The sequence below is a fragment of the Aquibium microcysteis genome (assembly GCF_014495845.1).
Classification (GTDB): Bacteria; Pseudomonadota; Alphaproteobacteria; order Rhizobiales; family Rhizobiaceae; genus Aquibium; species Aquibium microcysteis.
The window spans coordinates 2,571,774-2,591,227 of sequence record NZ_CP061080.1 but is presented as its reverse complement, the minus strand read 5'-3'; the positions used below and the strand labels follow the sequence as shown (position 1 = coordinate 2,591,227).

At 67.4% G+C, this 19,454-nt stretch carries 18 protein-coding genes; 7 read left to right on the top strand and 11 right to left on the bottom strand.

Features of this window, described 5'->3' with window-relative positions; genetic code table 11:
• Window positions 1–5: 5 nt before the first annotated feature.
• Together IAI54_RS12065 and IAI54_RS12060 are read left to right on the top strand one after the other, a co-directional pair.
• Window positions 6–479, top strand: coding sequence for a nuclear transport factor 2 family protein (locus IAI54_RS12065; protein ID WP_187972565.1), 474 nt, complete (start codon window positions 6–8; stop codon window positions 477–479).
• A gap of 9 nt (window positions 480–488) precedes the next feature.
• A complete protein-coding gene (locus IAI54_RS12060) occupies window positions 489–803 on the top strand; it encodes a YciI family protein (RefSeq protein WP_187972564.1) in 315 nt (104 codons plus the stop codon).
• On the opposite strand, the gene IAI54_RS12055 is transcribed toward IAI54_RS12060, so the two are convergent.
• The 7 genes from IAI54_RS12055 to IAI54_RS12025 all read right to left on the bottom strand — a co-directional run bounded on the left by IAI54_RS12055 (window position 793) and on the right by IAI54_RS12025 (window position 10,183).
• Window positions 793–2,133: an FAD-dependent oxidoreductase gene (locus tag IAI54_RS12055; RefSeq protein WP_187972563.1), complete on the bottom strand. Its 1,341-nt coding sequence runs from the start codon at window positions 2,131–2,133 to the stop codon at window positions 793–795. The genes IAI54_RS12060 and IAI54_RS12055 overlap by 11 nt on opposite strands.
• Entirely contained in the window at window positions 2,105–3,739 is a 1,635-nt protein-coding gene (locus IAI54_RS12050) for a class I adenylate-forming enzyme family protein (protein WP_187972562.1), read from the bottom strand. Before IAI54_RS12050 ends, IAI54_RS12055 begins: the two co-directional genes overlap by 29 nt.
• Before the next feature lie 19 nt (window positions 3,740–3,758).
• Window positions 3,759–4,940 (bottom strand): acetyl-CoA C-acyltransferase, encoded by a 1,182-nt coding sequence (locus tag IAI54_RS12045; protein ID WP_187973133.1) that lies wholly within the window; start codon window positions 4,938–4,940, stop codon window positions 3,759–3,761.
• Window positions 4,941–5,066: 126 nt separating this feature from the next.
• Window positions 5,067–6,125, bottom strand: a complete 1,059-nt coding sequence (locus IAI54_RS12040; protein ID WP_187972561.1) for a phosphotransferase — start codon at window positions 6,123–6,125, stop codon at window positions 5,067–5,069.
• A 5-nt stretch (window positions 6,126–6,130) separates the two neighbouring features.
• Window positions 6,131–7,348, bottom strand: coding sequence for an acyl-CoA dehydrogenase family protein (locus tag IAI54_RS12035; RefSeq protein ID WP_187972560.1), 1,218 nt, complete (start codon window positions 7,346–7,348; stop codon window positions 6,131–6,133).
• Between the two features lie 17 nt (window positions 7,349–7,365).
• Entirely contained in the window at window positions 7,366–9,051 is a 1,686-nt protein-coding gene (locus tag IAI54_RS12030; RefSeq protein ID WP_187972559.1) for an ABC transporter permease, read from the bottom strand.
• Window positions 9,041–10,183, bottom strand: a complete 1,143-nt coding sequence (locus IAI54_RS12025; protein WP_210321239.1) for an ABC transporter ATP-binding protein — start codon at window positions 10,181–10,183, stop codon at window positions 9,041–9,043. Before IAI54_RS12025 ends, IAI54_RS12030 begins: the two co-directional genes overlap by 11 nt.
• Window positions 10,184–10,381: 198 nt before the next feature.
• On the opposite strand from IAI54_RS12025, the gene IAI54_RS12020 reads away from it, so the two are divergent.
• Entirely contained in the window at window positions 10,382–12,412 is a 2,031-nt protein-coding gene (locus tag IAI54_RS12020; protein WP_210321238.1) for an oxidoreductase, read from the top strand.
• 14 nt (window positions 12,413–12,426) lie between these two features.
• Window positions 12,427–13,224, top strand: a complete 798-nt coding sequence (locus IAI54_RS12015; RefSeq protein ID WP_187972558.1) for an SDR family NAD(P)-dependent oxidoreductase — start codon at window positions 12,427–12,429, stop codon at window positions 13,222–13,224.
• Window positions 13,225–13,341: 117 nt separating this feature from the next.
• On the opposite strand, the gene IAI54_RS12010 is transcribed toward IAI54_RS12015, so the two are convergent.
• Window positions 13,342–14,352 carry an ABC transporter substrate-binding protein gene (locus IAI54_RS12010; protein WP_187972557.1) on the bottom strand — a complete coding sequence of 337 codons (1,011 nt, stop codon included), beginning with the start codon at window positions 14,350–14,352 and terminating at the stop codon, window positions 13,342–13,344.
• 165 nt (window positions 14,353–14,517) lie between these two features.
• Here IAI54_RS12010 and IAI54_RS12005 point away from each other — a divergent pair, with 165 nt between their 5' ends.
• From IAI54_RS12005 to IAI54_RS11995, 3 genes are read left to right on the top strand one after another with little or no spacing between them, the layout of a single operon-like run.
• Window positions 14,518–15,297 carry an SDR family NAD(P)-dependent oxidoreductase gene (locus IAI54_RS12005; protein WP_187972556.1) on the top strand — a complete coding sequence of 260 codons (780 nt, stop codon included), beginning with the start codon at window positions 14,518–14,520 and terminating at the stop codon, window positions 15,295–15,297.
• A complete protein-coding gene (locus IAI54_RS12000) occupies window positions 15,294–16,184 on the top strand; it encodes an SDR family NAD(P)-dependent oxidoreductase (protein ID WP_187972555.1) in 891 nt (296 codons plus the stop codon). Before IAI54_RS12005 ends, IAI54_RS12000 begins: the two co-directional genes overlap by 4 nt.
• Window positions 16,171–16,926, top strand: a complete 756-nt coding sequence (locus IAI54_RS11995) for an SDR family NAD(P)-dependent oxidoreductase (RefSeq protein WP_187972554.1) — start codon at window positions 16,171–16,173, stop codon at window positions 16,924–16,926. Before IAI54_RS12000 ends, IAI54_RS11995 begins: the two co-directional genes overlap by 14 nt.
• Window positions 16,927–16,939: 13 nt before the next feature.
• Here the strand turns inward: IAI54_RS11995 and IAI54_RS11990 are convergent, their stop codons facing one another.
• The 3 genes from IAI54_RS11990 to IAI54_RS11980 form a co-directional block, all read right to left on the bottom strand.
• The gene (locus tag IAI54_RS11990) at window positions 16,940–17,386 is read right to left on the bottom strand and encodes a nuclear transport factor 2 family protein (RefSeq protein WP_187972553.1); all 447 of its coding nucleotides are present in this window, start codon (window positions 17,384–17,386) and stop codon (window positions 16,940–16,942) included.
• Between the two features lie 101 nt (window positions 17,387–17,487).
• The gene (locus tag IAI54_RS11985; protein WP_187972552.1) at window positions 17,488–18,075 is read right to left on the bottom strand and encodes a TetR/AcrR family transcriptional regulator; all 588 of its coding nucleotides are present in this window, start codon (window positions 18,073–18,075) and stop codon (window positions 17,488–17,490) included.
• 328 nt (window positions 18,076–18,403) lie between these two features.
• A complete protein-coding gene (locus IAI54_RS11980; protein ID WP_187972551.1) occupies window positions 18,404–19,417 on the bottom strand; it encodes an acyl-CoA dehydrogenase family protein in 1,014 nt (337 codons plus the stop codon).
• Window positions 19,418–19,454 lie beyond the last annotated feature (37 nt).

The window sequence follows — 19,454 nt, the reverse complement described above, 5'->3', positions numbered from 1 at the left end:
GGAAAATGGACCTGCTGAGCCGCATCGCAGCCGAACTCGATTGTGTGCAGCTCGTGCACGAATACGCCAACCGTCTCGACGCCTACGACCATGACGGCTTCATGCAGCTGTGGGCGGAGGACGGCGTGCTTGCGATGCTCGGGACCGAGCATCGCGGACCGGCGGCGATCCGCCGCTGGCTGGAGGGGCGCGAGCAGGGCATGATCTGCCGCCACCTCGTGACCAACACCGTCATCCGCCCGGAGACGGAGAGTTCCGCTTCGGGCTCCTGCTATACGCTTGCCTTTCGCGCCGGACAGGCGGCCGACTCCCCGCCCGGCGCGCTCGTCAACCCGACCTTCCTCGTCAGCTATCGCGACCGCTTCATGCGCGATGGCGAGCGGGGATGGCTGCTTGCGCGGCGCGAGGTGGTGGCCGACCTCGTCGGGCCCGACCAGATGCGCGCGCTGCTTCTGGGCGCGCGCGCGACCGCTTCCTGAGGAGACACCATGCCCCAGTTTCTCGTATTCGCCACCGACCACCCGCCGCACTCGATGCCGCTCCGCGACTCGGTCCGGGCCGAGCACCGCGCCTACGTGCTGGAGAACGACGACCGCATCATGCTCGCCGGCCTGATCGCCGACGACGACGGCAACCAGTGCGGATCGGTCTATTCGTTCAGCGCCGCGAACATCGACGAGGTGAAAGCCTGGCTCGCGGCCGAGCCTTTCGTGAAGGCCGGGGTCTATGCCGATATCCAGGTCGTTCGGTGGTCGCCAAAGCTGAACAGGCTGAACCCTGTCGAATGGGCGGTCAGCAAGTAGGCTGGAGGCCGGCGGTCCGCAGCGCCCGGAACGCGAAGGTCGCGGCCAGCGCCAGGCCGCCGGCATAGCCCTTTCGATAGACGTTTCCGACATCGGCCCCGGCAACGTAGAGACCGGGGATGGGCTCGCCGAAGGCGTCGAGCGCGCGCGCCCGTGTGTCCGTCGACAGGCCGCCGAAGGTGAACGTAATCGCGCTGTCCACCTCGAGGACGTACCAGGGGGCTTCCTCGAGCGCGCGGCCGTTGCTCTCGCGCGGAGGGCGGGCCTGCTCGGGTCCGCTCTTCATGTGGCGATTGTATTCGAGCAGTGTCGCGATGCAGGCCGCGCCGTCGTAGCCGATCGAGCTTGCGAAGGCTCCGATCTCCTCGATCGTGTCGAACACGCCTCCGGGACACCCGGCCTCCATCGCCAGGCGATGCCGGTCGATCGGTTCGGCGCCCGCTACCGGGGCGGACACGCCGAATTCGCGCTGGGCGCGTGCGTCGAGAACGAGGAGCGCGGCCGCGCCTGGCTGGCGCAGCGTGAGTTGCGCGCTCGAATGATCGTCGAAGCTCTCGTCGCAGAAGCGTTTCCCGGATCCGTTCAGTAGCACGCCGTGAATCGAGTGGTACTGGGTGAACCGGACGAAGTCGGAATCGCCGCGCATGGGGCAGCCGCGTGCCAGCAGATGGCCATAGAAGCCCGCGTTCGGACCGGCCATCGCTCCGCCTGCGGCGATCGCCAGCCGGTGGCCGCCGCCGTCGCTGTGAGGGTTGGAACGAAGCCGCATGCTCCTTGCCGCCAGATGGACCATGCGCGCACGAAGGTCAGGGTCGGCCTGCGCCCCGCCGGTTGCGACCAGCAGATGCTCTGCCTCGAGTTCCGTTTCCCCGTCCGCATGCGCGGTGAGGGCGCCGGCGACGCGACCGCCGCGCATGATGATCTCAGTGACCTGTGTGTCGGGCACGACGAAGCCGCCCGCCGCCTCGACGCTCGCCACACAGCCCCGCATGTAGGCGGCAATGTCGATCTGCTGGCCCCTGCCGTAGAGCACGCGCACGGGCGGCCCGGTCTCCACCCGCCCGCGCAGCCATTCCATCACGTGCGGAAACTCCTCCACCACGACCGCATGAAGCGCGGGGTCGCCGTCGTCGTGGCGATCCATCTGCGCCCGTGAGGTGGCTGTCCAGACGAAGCCTCCCGACAGAAGCGCCGAGCCGCCGATGGCGGGCGCCTTTTCCACGACGACCACGCGCGCTCCCGCTTCGGCGGCGCGCGCGGCTGCGGTCATGCCGGCCATGCCGCCGCCGATCACGATGAGATCACATTGCATCCTGTCGTGAGCTGCCATGAAGAAGTCCTTCCGACTGGTGCAGTTTTCCAAGCTGCTCGCGCGCCAGCAGCGCGAGATCCGCGCGGCGCACCTTCAGCGAGGGAGTTCGAGGGAATTCGCGGAAGTTCAGCAGCAGTTCCGGCCACTGGTATCGCGGCAGTCCCACGGATTGCAGATGCGCGCGCATGGACTCGAGGTCGGGCGCCAGGTCGTGCGACAGGATGCAGGCGCAGGCGCGTTCGCCGAGCCGCTCGTCGGGAATGCCGATCACCGCAACCTCGGCCACGCCGCTCATGCCGCGAAACGCGGCCTCCACTTCGGCCGGCTGGATCATCATGCCTCCCCGGCGGATGACCTCCGAGGCGCGGCCCTGGAAGGTCATGCAGCCGCCTTCGGAAACGCGCGCCTTGTCGCCGGTGTCGAACCATCCGTCGGCGTCGATCACCCGCTCGTTCAAGTCGGGCCGCGACTGATAGCGGCGCAGGCGGTTGGGGCCGCGCAGATAAACGCGGCCGGTTTCGCCCGGCAGGGCCGGCTGGCCTGCCTCCGTCAGGATGCGCATCTCCGTTCCCGGCAGCGCGCGGCCGTCGACGGTGACCCGCATCTCCTCGGGGTCGTCGAGGGCACAGGTGCAATGCGCCATCGACTCCGACATGCCGTACATGGGCAACGCGATGGCGCAGAAGGCGCCGGTGGCGCGGCGACGCTGTTCGGTCGAGCCTCCGGCGAGAATGGCGCGGCGCATCGAGCTGCAGTCCACGGCTCCCAGCGCGGGGTGGTTCACCACATCGTAGACATGGGTCGGCATCAGCAGGGTGTAGGTGCAGCGCTCGCGCTCGATCGTCGACATGCAGCGGCCGGCGTCCCACTTGCGCATCAGGACGGTCGATGCACCGGCCATGAAAGCGAGCAGGGCGCCCAGAACGGTGCCGCCGACGAAGCCGAACTCGAGCACGACCAGAACACGGTCGGCCGGGGCGACCTCGTGGAAACGGGCCAGCGCCTCGATCGCGAAGCGAAGCGAGTTGCCCGAATGGACGACGCCCTTCGGTGCGCCGGTCGAACCCGAGGAATAGAGGACGAGCGCATCGGCGTCGGGGCCGGGCGGGCTCGCGGGTGCTGGCGCGGCATCGCGCGCGTTCGCCCATGGCTGCATGCGTGCGTCCGCGTGCTGAGGGACCCGGTCGCCGACGAAGGCAGCCTTCAGGTCCGGCAGCGCCGAAAGAAGCTCGGCAGCGACACCGGCCGAGCCTTCCTCGAGGAGAACCATCGCCCGCGCGTTGCTGTTCGACGCCACGGCGATCAGCTGGCCCGGCGAGAACATCGGCGGAACCGGCACTGCGACGATGCCCTGGGAGAAGCCGGCCAGCACCGCCGCATAGGCGTCGATGGAGTTTCGCGCCTGCACGACGACGGCGTCGCCGGCCCCGACGCCCGCCGCCCGGTAACCGCCTGCGACCCTCAGCGCCGCCGCGAGCAATCCCGACAGCGAAACGGTGCCTGCCTCGTCGCGCACCGTTGCATTTCGTCCGGGGCCGTCGGCTGCCGCGACGAAGCTCGACCAGAGGTCATCGTCCCGCCACAGGCCCATCGCCCGCCAATCCGGCTCTTTCGTCCCGTTCACCCGCGTCCTCCCGCAGTGTTCAGAGAATTTCGAACAATCCCGCCGCTCCCATGCCGCCTCCCACGCACATGGTGACCACGCCATAGCGCGCGCCGCGCCGCTTGCCCTCGAGCAGGACGTGGCCCGTCATGCGCGCGCCGCTCATCCCGTAGGGATGGCCGATGGAGATCGCTCCGCCCGAGACGTTCAGCCGCTCGTCAGGAATGCCCAGCCGGTTCCGGCAGTGGATGACCTGCACGGCGAACGCCTCGTTGAGCTCCCAGATGCCGATGTCGTCGACCGCCAGGCCGTGTCGCGCCAGCAGCTTGGGCACCGCGAACACGGGGCCGATGCCCATCTCGTCGGGTTCGCAGCCGGCGACGGCGATGCCCATGAAGCGTCCGAGCGGTTGCAGGCCGCGGCGGACCGCCTCCGCTTCGGCCATGACGACGCAGGCGCTCGCGCCGTCGGAGAGCTGGCTCGCATTGCCTGCGGTGATCGATCCGCCGTCGCGCACCGGCTTCAGCGCCGCGAGGCTTTCGGCCGTCGTGTCCGGACGGTTGCCCTCGTCCTTGTCCAGCGTGACCTCGCGCAGGCTCGTCGCGCCGGTGGCCTTGTCGGTCACTTCCATGCGCGTGGCGAGCGGGACGATCTCTGCGTCGAACCGGCCCTGGGCCTGGGCGGCGGCCGTGCGGCGCTGGCTCTCGAGCGAATAGGCGTCCTGCGCCTCGCGCGACACCCCGTATCGTGTTGCCACCGTTTCGGCGGTGTCGATCATGGGCATGTAGAGCGCCGGCTTCGCGCGCAGGATGTCGTCGTCGTTCCAGCGGAACAGGTTGTAGTGCTTGTTCTGGACGAGGCTGATGCTCTCGACCCCGCCGGCGACGGCGATCGAAACGTCGCCGGCCGCGACGGCCCGCGCAGCGTTCGCGATCGCCTGGAGCCCGGACGCGCATTGCCGGTCCACCGACGTTCCGGCCACCTCGACCGGCAGGCCGGCGCGGATGACCGACTGCCGCGCCGCGTTGAAGCCCTGCGTTCCCTGCTGCTGCGCGACGCCGAGGATCACGTCCTCGACCTCGTCCCCGGACACTCCGGCGCGCGCCATGGCGTGAGTTATCGCATGGGCGGCGAGGGTGGGTGCGGAGGTCGTGTTGAACGCGCCGCGATAGGCGCGCCCGATCGGCGTCCGCGCCGTCGCCACGATCATGGCCGATGTCATGCCCATACCCCGAAGCTCCCGATAATTACCCGACCGTCCAGTCGATTGACTATTATCCCCGCCGGCCCCGATGTCAATCGACACGAGGCTTGAATAACGCCCCCTATCCGGGCCGTCTTTGAAGCGCTACGGCCGTCCGTCGCGCTCCGCCGCCGACCAGGCGAGGTCGGCCGCCTGCTCGGCAAGTCTGCCGACCGCGAGCGCATTCTCGTTCGACGCCGTCCCCTGCAGGGCGCGGGCGTGGACCCCCTGGAGGATCGCGGCCGTCCGGAACAAGGAGAAGGCCACGTAGTAGTCCCAGTGGTCAATCTGCCTGCGCCCCGTCCGCTCGCAATAGGCGGCAACGTACTCGGCTTCCGAGGGGATGCCATGCTCCGGCGGCAGGCCGACCAGTCCGCCGATGCCGGGAAAATCCGGCGTCACATTCCAGGGCAGGCAGTTGTAGGCGAGGTCCGGCAGCGGATGGCCGATCGTCGCGAGCTCCCAGTCGAGCACGCCCAGCACGCGAGGCTCCGTCGGATGGAACACCATGTTCTCGGCGCGGAAATCGCCGTGATTGATCGCGTCCTCGTCGCCGGGCGGAACATTGCGGGCCAGCCAAGGCATGACCTTGTCCATCGACCCGATCTCGTGCGTGCGGGTCGCCTCGTAGGCCTTCGTCCAGCGCGCGACCTGCCGGCTGACATAGCCCGTCGGCCTGCCGAATCCCTCGAGGCCGATCGAGCGCCAGTCCACGCTGTGAAGGGCGGCGAGCGTCCGGTTCATCGTGTCGTAGATCGCGCCGCGTTCGGCAGGCGAAAGCTCGGGCAGGCGGAGGTCACGGAAGACCCGGCCTTCGAGACCTTCCATCACATAGAAGGCCGTGCCGAGGATTTCGGCATCCTCGCAGAGATGCAGCATGGCGGGCACCGGCACCTCCGTGCCGGCAAGCGCCTTCATCACCGCATATTCGCGCTCCACGGCATGCGCGGACGGCAGCAGCGCGCCCGGCGGCTTCTTGCGCAGGACGAAGGCACGGTCGCCGCTCCGGATGAGGAAGGTCGGGTTGGACTGGCCGCCGCGAAACTGCCGCACCGTCGCATCCTGGCCGATTCCCGGAACGCGCCGCGTCAGGTAGTCGAGCAGGCGGGGTTCGTCGAATGCATGCCCCGGCCGGACGGGGCTGGTCTCGTCGTACAGAGGCATCGGCTTCACCACGGCCTTGCGGGAAGATCGCGTTTCAGCTCGATCCTGGCGATCGCGCGCAGGTGAACCTCGTCGGGCCCGTCGGTCAGACGCACGGCGCGGGTGAAGGTCCACGCGGCCGCGAGGCCCGTGTCCTGCGACACGCCGGCGCCACCATGCACCTGGATTGCCCGATCGAGTACGCGAAATGCCATGTTCGGCGCGGCAACCTTGATCTGGGCGATCACCGACTGGGCGGCCTTGTTGCCGACCGTGTCCATCATGTGCGCGGCATGGAGCGTGAGCAGCCGCGCCTGATCGATCTCGATGCGGGAGAGCGCGATCTGCTCCTGCACCATTCCCTGCTCGGAAAGCGGCTTGCCGAAGGCGACGCGCTGGCGCGCCCGCGCGATCATGGCGTCGAGTCCGCGTTCGGCGACGCCGATCATACGCATGCAATGATGGATGCGGCCGGGTCCGAGTCGGCCCTGCGCGATTTCGAAGCCGCGGCCCTCGCCGAGCAGGACATTCGATGCCGGCACGCGCACGTTGTCGTAGACGATCTCGAAGTGTCCATAGGGGGTGTGCTCGTAGCCGAAGACCGTCAGCGAGCGGATCAGCTTCACCCCCGGCGCGTCCTTCGGAACGAGAATCATCGAGTGCTGCGCGTGGCGCGGGGCTTCAGGGTTCGTCTTCGCCATGACGATCAGAAGCGTCGTCCGATTGTCCCCGGCGCCCGAGGTCCACCACTTCCGGCCGTTGAGCACGTAGTCGTCGCCGTCCCGGACCGCCGACAGGCTGATGTTGGTGGCGTCGGAGGACGCGACGTCCGGTTCGGTCATCGAGAAGGCTGAGCGGATGACGCCGTCGAGGAGCGGCTTCAGCCAGCGTTCCTTGTGCTCCTCGGTACCGTAGCGCTCGATGATCTCCATGTTGCCGGTGTCGGGCGCCATGCAGTTGAAGACCTCGGGCCCGATATAGGAGCGGCCCATCAGTTCGCAGAGCGGCGCATATTCGAGGTTGGTCAACCCCGCGCCGAGATGGCTTTCCGGCAGGAACAGGTTCCAGAGCCCGGCCGCCTTCGCCTTCGCCTTCAGTTCGTCCATGATCGGCGGGCTGTCCCAGCGATCCGACAGTTTCTCCTGCTCGGCGAAATAGACCGCTTCGTTGGGAATGACGTGCGTGTCCATGAAGTCGCGGACACGGTCGTGCACCTCTCTGGCGCGCGCGCTGAACTCGAACATCGTCTCGATCCTTCTCGTCAGATACGTGTAAGCGCGTCGCGACCACCCAGCAGCATGGCGAGGACGACGCCGATGGCTGTGACGCCGGTCATGATCAGCGCGATGGCGGCAACGAGCGGGTAGCCGCCGTTCTGCCAGTAGTCGAACAGCACGGTCCCCATGACCTGGTTGCGCGGGGTGCGGATCAGGACCGAAGCCGTGAATTCATGGGTCAGGAGAACGAACATCAACGCCGCCGCGCCACCCAGCGTGGACCGCATCAGCGGCAAGGTGATCCAGAGGTCCGTCTTCAGATAGCTCGCGCCGCAGACGCGCGACGCCTCGATGTAGGCCGAGCCGAGCTGCAGCATGCCGGCGAGTTGCATGCGCGTCGTGAACGGCAGCATCAGCGTCACGTAGACGATGATGATGAGCCAGCGGCTGCCGTAGAGCATCAGCGGCGGCATGGAATAGGCCAGCAGGAAGCCGACGCCGAAGATGACGGCGGGTACGCCGAGCGGCAGGGCGACGATGATGTCCATCACCGACCGCAGCAGCCAGTACCGGCGGCCGCGTATGGTCACGACGGCCACGATGAAGCCGATGACGAGCGATATGGCGACCGCGACCAGCGACGTCATGACGGAGTTGATGATCGCGCCGACGATCACGGACTCGCCGAAGGCCACGCGGAAATTCTCCAGCGTGAAGTTGGAGATCTTCGGGTTCGCGCTCCAGAACGGCGAGAGCGAAAGGATCGCAAGCGAGACGAGCGGCAGCAGGGTCGTGAGAACGAAGTAGGTGAAGATGCCGACCGCCGCGAGCACTGACGGCTTTCCGGCCGCACGGAACGCACGGCCGCCATGCGTGACGTATCGCGTCTGGTCGCCGAGCAGCATCTTCTGCGCGAAGACCATGATGATGCCGAAGACCAGGAGCGGAGAGCCGATGGCGGCCGCCGCCGCGTGGTTGATCGGTTCGGACTGCGTCGCCCAGTACATCTGGGTCGTGAGCACGTTGATGCCCTGGTTGGTGCCGAGCAGCAGCGGCGCGGTGAACTGGCCGAGGCCGAGAAGCAGCGCGACACCGCCGCCGTAGACGAGCACGGGGCGCAGCAGGGGCAGCGTCACCTGGAAGAAGGCCTTGAAGGCGGAGGCGCCGGATGTCCGCGCGGCTTCCAGAAGCTCGGAGTTGATGTTGCGCAGACCCGAACTGACGAACAGGTAGACGAAGGCCGACAGCGCAAAACCGGTGATCGCGACGATCCAGAAAAGGGTATAGATGTCGACCGGACCGAAGCGCAGATCCGACCACCACGGCAGCTGCCGCAGAAGGGCGTTGAGGTAGCCCGGGCGCGGCGAGAACAGGAAGGCCCAGCCCGAGACGGACGCCACCGCCGGGATCACGATGGGAAGGATCGGCAGCACGCGCAGCCATTGAAGCCGCGGCGATAGCTGCGTCGCCCACCACGCCAGAAGCGTACCGAAGACCAGCGCGACCGCGGTCGAACCGATCGCGAGGCCGACCGTGTTGAGGATGGTCTCCCAGATCGCGGGCGTGCCGAAGGCGTCGCGATAGCCTTGGCCGCCGTTCGAGAAAGCCAGCCACTGCAGCCGCGCCAGAGGCAGGAGAACGAGCAGGGCGAGAAGGGCGACGAAGACGAAGAGAGCCATGCGCCTGGCGGCGAACCGGCTGGCATTGCCGTTCAGGACCTCAGTGGCCATGGAGTGAGCCCCCGGTCAGGAGATTTCCGGCCAGGCGCTGTCCGTCCGTCGCATAGAAGGCGGCGCGATCGGCGGCGAAACGTGCGCAGACCTTCTGGCCGGGCGCGATGCCTCCGGTGCCCGTTCCCGGCATGGTGCGGCCCTGCATCCGGCGTCCCCCGGCGCTCACGACGATGTCGGAGAAGCGCCCGGCGAAGGCCACGTCCTCCACCGTCGCCGTGAAGCAGACCGAACCCTCCGGCGGCTGGGTACCGTCCGGTTCGATGTAGAGGTCCTGCGGCCGCACCCGGGCCACCATCTCGGCCCCAGCTTTCAGCGCGGGGGGAATGCCCTTCAGCGCCGACTCTCCGGCCAGCATCCAGGCGCCATCCCGCAGCGTCATCGGCAGGCGTTCTGTCATGCCCATGAAGCCGGCGACATATTCTGTCGCCGGTTCTTCGAAGACGCGGCGCGCGGTGTCGAGCTGCTCGATCGAACCCTTGTTCATGACGGCGATGCGGTCCGCCAGCGACAGCGCTTCCGACTGGTCGTGGGTGACGAAGACGGCCGTGAAACGCAGGCGCGAATGAAGCTGATGCAACTGGCTGCGCACCTGGTCGCGCAGGCGGGCGTCGAGGTTGGAGAGCGGTTCGTCGAACAGGACGAGCCCCGGCCGCGCCACGAGACCGCGCGCCAGAGCCACGCGCTGCTGCTGTCCGCCCGACAATTGGCCGGGATAGCGGTCCATCAGCGACTCGACCTCGACCAGCTTCGCCATTTCCAGCGCCCAGCCGTCCTGAAGCCCCTCCCGCAGCCTGCGCGCCTTGAGAGGGTATTCGATGTTCTGGCGCACCGTGAGGTGCGGCCAGAGCGCATAGGACTGGAAGACCATGCCGATGTCGCGCTTCTCGGGCGGCAGGTCGGTGCCGCTCGCCGCATCGAGCGCCACGCCCCTGCCGATCGTGATCTTGCCGCGATCGGGCGATTCGAGGCCCGCGAGGCAGCGCAAGGTGGTCGTCTTTCCGCAGCCGCTCGGCCCGAGAAGGACGAGGAATTCGCCATCCCCGATGGTCAGGTTCATGTTCCTGGCAGCGACCGTCGGCGGTTTGCCTCGAAATTCCTTGTGCAGCGCCTCGATACGAACTTCGGCCACAGCTGCTCCTCCCGCTGGTCCTCATGCTTGCGGACATCATCATCCGCAAAGGCATCGGCAGCGAACGTTCCTCATCCGCCGGCGCCGATCCCCGTTGTTCGATTAAAAACTATCAACCGACCAGTCGAACTATTGTAATTTCGAGGGGTCGAGTCAATCCCACCGCCTGGCCTGTACGCGTTGCGCCACCACTTGCAAGTGGCACTTGACAACGACAGGGCGTACCTGCGACGAGAAGGCTCGAATAGTCGACCGTATGGTCGGTCTAGAAAATACCGACGCGGCAGGGAGGTGCTGATGGCGGCACGTGCGTTTCCGCGACTTTTCTCCGCCTACCGTCGCGGCCGGCTCGACCTGCAGAGCCGACTCGTCATGCTGCCGCATGGGACCGCGATGGTGCGCGACGGCCTGCCCACGGACGACGACCTCGCCTATTACGAGATCCGGAGCCGCGGGCTCGGACTGGTGATCACCGGCGCGACCGTCGCGACGCCGGATGCGGCGTTCCGCGCGAGAATCCTTGCTGAAGGCTTCAACCCCGACGCCCGCGCGATCATGCGTCGGCGCTGCGACATCGTGCATGCGAACGGCGCGCGCATCGTGGGCCAGCTCTGTCATCTCGGCCGCGAGACGATCGGCATGGAATCGGAGTTCGCTCCACGAGGCCCTTCCGCCATCCGCGGCCCGCGCGACGCCTATCCGCCGCACGAAATGGACGAATCGGAGATACGGGGATTCGTGGACTCGTTCGCTGCGTCCGCGGTGAACCTGCGCGACGGCGGTTACGACGGCGTCGAACTTCACGCCGCCCATGGCTATCTCTTTGCACAGTTCCTGTCGGCAGCGAGCAATCGCCGCCGTGATGGCTGGGGCGGCGATCTGGAGAACCGGACGCGCCTGGTGACCGAAACGGTCGCCCGTGTTCGCGAAACCTGCGGCGATGGCTTCATCATCGGCGTCCGCCTGTCGGCGGATGAGGAAGTTCCGGGCGGACTCGGCATCCGCGATACGGTGGGCATCAGCCAGCTGCTTACCCGCCAGGGAGAGACCGACTATCTGAGCATCACCATCGGCATGCGCGGCGCCTACGTGAAGGACGCGACCCATCCTGCCGCGCCGGCGGCGCGCGTCGCGGGCATCATTCGCGCCGAATGCGGCCTGCCGGTCATCGTCGGCCAGAAGATCCAGACGCCGGAACTGGCTGAACGGCTGTTGGAGGACGGCGTCGCCGACATGATCGGTATGGCGCGGGCCTTCATCGCCGACCCCGAATTCTCCGACAAGGCGCGCGATGGCCGCGCTTCGCGGATCCGTCCCTGCATCGGGCTGAATCAGGAATGCCGCGCCTTCTCGCCGCATCTGCATTGCTCGATCAATCCCGAGACCGGCCGCGAGATGCGCACCCCTTTCGACGGGCTCGCCCCCGCCGGACGGCCGAGGCGTCTGGCGGTGGTGGGCGGCGGGCCGGCCGGCATGGAGGCGGCTCGAATCGCGGCCGTCCGCGGCCACGCCGTCACGCTCTTCGAAGCCACCGAGGCGCTCGGCGGCCAGTTCCTCCTGGCTGCCAGCCTTCCCCATCGCGCCGGCCTGCTGCGCATCGTCGACCACCTGATCGGCGAACTGCGGGAATCCGGCGCAGAAGTCAGGTTCAACAGCCGCATCGCCGAGCTGGCGGCGCTGGAGGCCGATTTCGATGAAGTCGTCCTGGCGACCGGCGCGGTGCCGGCCGGATTGTCCGGCGACGTCGGTTCTCCTGCCGTCCTGAGCTGGGCGGATGTCCTGAGGGACGGCGCGCCCATACCGTCCGGCGCGGGACGCGCCGTTTTCGCCGACGAGGGGACGGGCTTCTGGTTCAGCTATGGCGTCGCCGAGATGCTCGTCGAAGCCGGCTGGCGCGTGACATTCGCCACCACATCGGCCGCGCTGGGCGCGCATCTGCCGAACGAAAGCGTGGCCCCCATGCTCGGGCGGCTGGGGGCTGGCGGAACCTCCTTCCGCGTGCTCACCGCCGTCGAGGCCGCCGCCGGCGGCGGAGCGGTGGCGATCAATCTCGCGTCCGGCGAGGAGGAGCAATTGCCGGCGGATCTTATCGTGGCGCAGACCGGGCGCATCGCCACGCCGCCGCCGGGCGGAGGGCGACTGCCCGTGCACATGATCGGCGACTGCGTCGCGCCACGCCGCATCACGCACGCCCTGTTCGAGGCGCAGCGTCTGGCGCGAACCATCTGAAAGGCGGGTCCGGCATGACCGAAACCATCTCCCCCGGATTCGTCGATCGGCTCACGCGGCTCGACGGCCGTTCAGCCCTGGTTCTCGGCGGCCATGGAGAAATCGCCCGCGTCATCGCGGCCACGCTCGCCGACAGGGGCGCGAGAGTCGCGCTGGCGGCGCGCAAGCTCGACCAGTGCCGCAGTCTGGCGGACGAGATCCGGGCCCGCTTCGGATCGGAGACGATGGCGCTTGCCTGCGACGTGTCCGACGAGACGATGGTCAGGAACGTCGTCGCGCAGGTCGCCGATTGCTTCGGCGGCCTCGACATCCTGGTCAACAATGCCGGCGCGAGCTGGTCCGGCGCGCCGGAGGACATCCCGCTTTCCGGCTGGAACAAGGTGATGGGCGTCAACCTGACGGGCGCCTTCATCGCCGCGCGCGAGGCGGCCCGGATCATGCTGGAGAAGGGGTCGGGCAGCATCGTCAACATCGCCTCGACCGGCGGCCTCGTGTCGTTCACGCCCGACCGGGCGCAGATCGTGCCTTACACGACCTCCAAGGCCGCCCTCATCCATCTGACGCGCGACCTTGCTGCGCAGTGGGCCGGGCGAGGGATTCGCGTCAACGCGATCGCGCCCGGCCAGATGGAATCCGGCATGACGCTGAGCGTACCCGACGAGATCGTGGAGGCCATGCGCGCCGACGTGCCGATGCGGCGGCTGGGCAGACCCGGGGAACTCGCCGCCGCGGTCGCCTTCCTCGCGTCCGACGGTGCCAGCTACGTGAGCGGCCAGACGCTTGTCATCGACGGCGGGCTCACACTGCGCTGAGGCCGGCGGCTGTTCGCGTCTGGCCGAGGGGCGGGCATCTTCACACGTCTGGTCAACGCATAAAAAAAACCGGCGACCACGAGGGCCGCCGGCAGGACGTTCGGCTTGGGAGGGACGTCAGTTCGAGCCGAACAACTGGTTGAAGCGCGCCTGGAACGCCTCGACATTCTCCTTGGTCAGCTTCGACGCGTCCGGAACGCGAACGCTGTCGATCTCGGCGACGGCTCCCGGAATGTTCGGCAGGGTCGCGGCGGTCTTGCGGGCGATCGCAGCCTGGCCTTCCGGCGTCACGATGAAGTTGGCGAGCAGCTGCGCGGCGTTCGGATGCGGCGCGACCTTGGTCACGTTGCCGAAGAAGCGCGCGCCCCAGACGACCTTGCCGAACCCGGACTCGACCGGAGCCCCGGCGGCCTTCTCGTCCACCTGCGGCTCGCCGAACAGGATCACGCCCACCTCGCCGGCCGACAGCGCCTGGGCCATCGTCAGCGCGCTCGGATAGATGCGCGGCTTCATGGCGGCCAGACGCTCGACATAGTCGGCGCCATAGTTTTCCTCGAGGTAGAAGTAGAAGTCCACGATCGTCGATACGGACGCGCGCGGGATGCCGATCAGTCCTTCCAGTTCCTTCTTGAAGATGTCGTCGTAGTCCTTGATGCCGTCGGGAACGAGTTCGGTGTTCCACGAATAGGTCAGGATCGTCGCGTTCGTCATGAAGGACATTCCGTCCGTCATGCGTTCGGATTTCTTGTAGTCGGGATTTTCGAAGGCCGGGCCGGTGGCCGGCACGAAGTAGCCCTGCTGGCCGAGGTCTTTGAGGGCGATCGTGCTGGTGATGATCGCCACGTCCGCGATCCCGGTGCCCGAATCGAATTCCGCTTTGAGCTTCGGCAGGAAGTCGGCTTCGATGGCGCGCACCACCTCGACCTCGATGCCGTATTTCTCCTTGAACTTCGCCCCCAGATCATTGAGCTGCTTGAGGCCCTGGGCAGAGTAGATCGTGACGCGGCCTTCCTGCTTGGCGGCGTCGATGACCTTCTGCCATTCGGGGCTCACGTCCTGAGCCATGGCAGGAGCGGCAAACATCAGCGCTCCGGCGGCGGCCAGTGCGCGAAAAGTCTTCGAAAACATGTCCTTCCTCCCTTGCAGTCGTCGTTTGTAATAACAACCGACTGGTCGGACTAGTATTTATATGCGACCGAGGCTTGTCAAGGAGTCCGCCCCTAGCCCTTTGGGGAGTGGGCGGCGGCTTGCGTCGGTTTTTCGGCCGGTCAAGCATGGCGTGGGAGGAGCGCTATGCAGCATCACGGCAAGGTGGCACTGGTGACCGGGGCGGGGCAGGGCATCGGCCTCGCCTGCGCCGAGCGGCTCCTGCGGGATGGCGCGCGCGTCGTCCTGCTCGATCGCAACGCGGTCGTCGCGGCCGAACAGGCCGGACGCCTTGGCCCCGACGCCCTGGCGATGGAGGTGGATCTTCTCGGTCTCGGGCCTGAAGCTGCCGCCGGCGTCGTCGAACGCGTGAGCGGAATCTTCGGCGGTATCGACATTCTCGTGAACAATGCCGGACTCGTCGCCACGCGGCCGTTCCTGCAGCTCGATCCGGCCGAGTTCGACCGCGCGATGGACGTGAACGTCCGTGCCCCGCTGGTGCTCTCGCAGGCAGCAGCGCGCGCGATGATCGCGGCCGGGAAGGGCGGCGCCATCGTGAACATCACCTCGGTGACGGCGGAACTCGCCCAGCCTGGCCTCGCCGCCTATGCGTCTTCCAAGGCCGCGTTGCGTCAGCTGACCCGTGTCATGGCGCTCGAACTGATCGATCACGGCATCCGGGTGAATGCGGTGGGACCCGGCACGATCGGAACCGAAATGGCGGCGAAGGTCGTCCAGAGCGATCCGGCCGTCACCGCGGCGATGATGTCGCGCACACCCGCGCGGCGGCTGGGCAAGCCCGAGGAGATCGCCGCGGCGGTCTCGTTCCTGGCCTCCGACGACGCCGGCTACATCGTCGGACAGACCATCTATGTCGACGGAGGGAGGCTGGTGTTGAACTACACCGTGCCCGCGCAGCCGCAATGAGCGCCATCGATCTTTCCGGCAAGGTCGCCGTCGTGACCGGTGCGGCAAGCGGCATCGGACGGGGCCTTGCCGAACGCTTCGCCGGGGAGGGCATGCGTCTGGTGCTGGCCGACATAGAGCAGGCCCCGCTGGACAAGGTCGCCGAGGCGCTCCGTGCCGGTGGCGCGGACGTGGTGACGTCGCTGACGGACGTGGCCGACGCGGCAGCCGTCGGCGAACTGGCCGACACCGCATGGCGCAGCTTCGGCGCGGTACACGTGGTCTGCAACAATGCCGGCGTCGTCCCGGGGGCGCGCCTTCGCCCGATTTGGGAAACGACGCCCCAGGACTGGCAGTGGAGCCTCGGTGTCAACCTGATGGGCGTGGTGCACGGCATACAGTCTTTCGTGCCGCGCATGCGCGCACAGGGTGGATGGGGACACGTGGTCAACACGATCTCGGTGGCAGGGCTCGTCAGCGGAACGCATTCGCCCGCCTATGGCGCATCCAAGCACGCCGCGCTCCGGGCGACGGAAGCGCTCTACGCGAACCTTCGCGCCGAAGCTTCGCCGATCGGCGTCACGGCACTCTGTCCGGGCGTCGTCGCCACCGCGATCGGAGACAGCGAGCGAAACCGGCCTGCGGGCATGACGCCACCGGGCGGCGTTCTGGCCGACAGCGCAGAAAACCTCAGCCGCTACCGCAGCGCCAAACGGCATGCCATGGAACCTGCCGAGGTCGCCGACATGGTGGTCCGGGCCATCCGGCTCCGCATCTTCTACGTCGTCACCACGCGCGCCTTCGATCGCGGGGTGCGAGAGCGGATGGAATCCATTCTCGATCGCCGAAATCCCGATTTTACGGAGATACTCGCAATGTCCAAGGAGGATGCCGATGGCCGCAGCTGACCGTCACAGGGACCGCATCGTGATGATCACCGGCGCCGCCAAGGGGATCGGAGCCGCTACGGCGCGCGCCTTCGCCGATGAAGGCGCGACGCTCGTTCTGGCCGACATCGACACGGCATCGCTCGAGAAGACCCATGCCGGCCTGACCGGCCAGGGACACATCAGCATCAGGCTGGACGTCACGTCCAGCGCGGAATGGAAGGCGGCGATGGACGCGGTGGGGGCTGCCTTCGGGCGCCTGGACGTGCTCGTCAACAATGCCGGCTGGGGAGAGCTTCGTTCGATCTTCGATACGACGCCGGAGCAGTGGCGCGCCAGTCTTGCCGTCAATCTCGACTCCGTATTCCTCGGCACCATGGCGGCGATGCCGTGGCTGGAAAAGTCCGGGGATGCGGCCATCGTCAACGTATCCTCGATCCGCAGCAGGGTCGCCGGCTGGGGATCCGGTCCCTATTCTGCGGCGAAGGCCGGCGTGGAGATGTTTTCGCGCGTGACGGCCGTCGAATGCGCACAGAGCGGCCGACAGGTGCGGGCCAATTCGATCCACCCCGGATTCGTGGATACGCCCCTGTCGAAGGCCATACCCGCCGCGGCGCGTGACGAGCGCATCCGGACGGTGCCGCAGGGACGACTCGCCGAGCCGGAGGAGATCGCCGCCGGCATTCTGTTCCTGGCATCCCGGGAAGCCGCTTACGTCAACGGCTCGGCCATGGTCATCGACGGCGCGTTCACGGCCGTGTAATGCGTCATCGGCGCTACGTCGCCCGCAGGGCCTGGCGCTGCTCGACGCCCGCCAGCGCCACGCGGACCTCGCGGCGCGCAAACAGCCATCCCTGATCGTCCTTGCGTTGGAAGCTGTCGATGAATTCGACGGCGTAAGCCTGCGGGACCATGGGTCCCGGCTCCCTTCCGCGCCACCCGCGCACGCGCCACGTGCTGCAGTACGAGGTCGCTTCGGCGGTCACATCGTCGATGACGTCGACGATGACGTTGGTGACGATGTGGCGGCAGATCATGTCCTTCTCCCGCTGTCCCATCCATCGCCTGATTTCGCCTTGCCCGGCGTGGTCGCGACCGGGGACGCACAAGACCCCGTCTTCGGACCAGAGCGCCAGCGCGGCATCGTAGTCGTAACGATCCAGCGCACGCGCGAGGGCGTAGATCAGCCTTTCGCAGGCACGTTCGTGGGTGAGGCGCGTCAATGGATCCATCGCGCGACCGTACCGATTAATTAATCGCCCGTCCAGTCGGTAGTTCTATATGGGCCGAAGGCCGATGAATGCCGCGGGCCTCGTCCAGGGTCTCAGGCGGAGGGGTTCGAAACCATTCCGCGGCTGAAGATGTCGAAGCATTTCGTAGCGACGGTTTCGGGGTCGCCGTCCCGGACGGGGTTGTACCACTGGTAGGCCCAGTTCACGACGCCGAAGAAGCAAAGCGCCGTGAGCCGCGGGTCGGCGCGCGCGATCAGGCCGGACGCCATGCCTTCGGAGATGATCTTCACCACCACACGGTTGAAGGCATCGCGCTCCTTGCGGATGTCTGCCTGATGCTCGGCTCGCAGTTCGCGGCCGTGTTCGAAGAAGGATCGGATCGTACCCGGCGCCTCGTTCAGTTGCCGGAAGATATCCTCGTAGACCCCGCGCAGCAGATTCAGGGGCGGCTCGCCCGCCGCTGCCCTGTCGTCGATTCCTTGCCGGACGCCGACGATGACCGCCTTCTGCATCATGTACAGGATCTCGTCCTTACCCTTCACGTAGTGATAGAGCGTCGGCTTCTTGAGCCCCGCGGCTTCCGCGATCATCTCCATGTTCACCCCGTGATAGCCGACCTGATCGAACAGGTTGGCGGCTTCGCGCAGGATGTCTTCCCGCCGCTGACGGGTCAGTTCCACGTCGACCTTCGGTCCGCGCCGTTTGGGCAGCGGCGCTCGCTCGGGCGTCTGTTGCGCTGAAGTGGCTGGGGCGTCGCTCAAAGGATTGGTCCGGTGACGTTACAGTTGCTCGCGACCATAGTCGGCGGCGCGGCAAGCGTCGACACATTATTGGACCGTCCGGGTGGTTCGTAGTTTTTCGCGAGGGATCCCGTGGCCCGATCGTGGGGCGGTCGGGCAAATCAGCCTCCAGAACCCTGGGAAGCCCGCGAGGACGATGCCGACTGCAACCCGAAAGAGCGCGCGCGTCACGTCGACGCCGCGCGATCGGCACGGCGCCGTCACGTTCTCAGGCCTCGGCGGCGCTCAGCCTGTCGAAGTTTCGGCGGGAGCCGGCGGCGCTGCCATGAAGACGCGACAGCATCATCAACTGCTTGTGGCCGCGGCTGACGGCAAGCTCCCGCGTGATGCCCATCCCACCATGGAACTGCACGCATTCGTGAGCCAGCTGCATGGACCGCTCAATCGTCAGCGCGTGGGCGGCGGCGGTCATGCGGCGCCAGTCGCGCCCTCCCTTCGCGGCGCCGAGCGCAGCGGCCATCACCAGCGACCGGCATTGGGCCACGGATACGTAGAGCCGCGCCAATCGATGCTGAACGACCTGGAAACTGGCGATCGGGACGCCGAACTGGTGACGTGTTCTCACATGGGCGAGCGTGTCGGAGAGCAGCCGTTCCATGATACCGACGGCCATGGCGGCGGCGGCCGTCATCGCGCGGGCCGAAGCATCTTCGACGTCCTGCGGCGACGCGCCGATGGCTTCGACCGGTACTCTCTCGAACTCCAGGGCAGCGGCAAAGCTGTCGTCGACGAGGCGAAGGGCGCTGCGCGTGACGCCGGCCGAGGCGGCGCGCGCCACGAAGACGCCCGCCGGGCCATGAAGCAGTATCACGTCCGCCGTCGCCCCGTCCGGAACGAAGGGGGCCGAGCCCGTCAGCAACCCGCCATCGATCGCTGCGGCGTCCATCCGACCTGTGGCGACCCGGATCCTGCCTTCGATCGCGGGCGTGAGCCACGAGGCGTGCTGTGACGGCGTTCCGTGACGGCCGAGGAGATCGGCGAAGGCGTTCAGGCCGAGAGCCGGCGTGCCGAGCAGCTGATGGCCGATGGTCTCCATCATCACCATGACGTCGTCGCAACCGCCATCGAGTCCGCCCGCGGCTGCCGGCACGGGCAGGGAAAACAGCCCCAGCTCGATCAGTCCGGCCAGATGACGATCGGGAGGCGCGGCGGCTTCGGCCTGCCCGAAACGTTCGATGCTGTCGCGCAGCATCACCTGCTCGTCGCTCGCACGAAAATTCATGTCCACCTCGCTGAAGGTCAGAATATCGGTCGGGCGG

What these genes read in the sequence shown, in the direction of transcription:
- IAI54_RS12065 (WP_187972565.1), top strand. Translation starts at nt 6, where the DNA reads ATGGACCTGCTGAGCCGCATCGCAGCCGAACTCGATTGTGTGCAGCTC.
- IAI54_RS12060 (WP_187972564.1), top strand. Translation starts at nt 489, where the DNA reads ATGCCCCAGTTTCTCGTATTCGCCACCGACCACCCGCCGCACTCGATG.
- IAI54_RS12055 (WP_187972563.1), bottom strand. Translation starts at nt 2,133, where the DNA reads ATGGCAGCTCACGACAGGATGCAATGTGATCTCATCGTGATCGGCGGC.
- IAI54_RS12045 (WP_187973133.1), bottom strand. Translation starts at nt 4,940, where the DNA reads ATGACATCGGCCATGATCGTGGCGACGGCGCGGACGCCGATCGGGCGC.
- IAI54_RS12040 (WP_187972561.1), bottom strand. Translation starts at nt 6,125, where the DNA reads ATGCCTCTGTACGACGAGACCAGCCCCGTCCGGCCGGGGCATGCATTC.
- IAI54_RS12035 (WP_187972560.1), bottom strand. Translation starts at nt 7,348, where the DNA reads ATGTTCGAGTTCAGCGCGCGCGCCAGAGAGGTGCACGACCGTGTCCGC.
- IAI54_RS12030 (WP_187972559.1), bottom strand. Translation starts at nt 9,051, where the DNA reads ATGGCCACTGAGGTCCTGAACGGCAATGCCAGCCGGTTCGCCGCCAGG.
- IAI54_RS12015 (WP_187972558.1), top strand. Translation starts at nt 12,427, where the DNA reads ATGACCGAAACCATCTCCCCCGGATTCGTCGATCGGCTCACGCGGCTC.
- IAI54_RS12010 (WP_187972557.1), bottom strand. Translation starts at nt 14,352, where the DNA reads ATGTTTTCGAAGACTTTTCGCGCACTGGCCGCCGCCGGAGCGCTGATG.
- IAI54_RS12005 (WP_187972556.1), top strand. Translation starts at nt 14,518, where the DNA reads ATGCAGCATCACGGCAAGGTGGCACTGGTGACCGGGGCGGGGCAGGGC.
- IAI54_RS12000 (WP_187972555.1), top strand. Translation starts at nt 15,294, where the DNA reads ATGAGCGCCATCGATCTTTCCGGCAAGGTCGCCGTCGTGACCGGTGCG.
- IAI54_RS11995 (WP_187972554.1), top strand. Translation starts at nt 16,171, where the DNA reads ATGGCCGCAGCTGACCGTCACAGGGACCGCATCGTGATGATCACCGGC.
- IAI54_RS11980 (WP_187972551.1), bottom strand. Translation starts at nt 19,417, where the DNA reads ATGAATTTTCGTGCGAGCGACGAGCAGGTGATGCTGCGCGACAGCATC.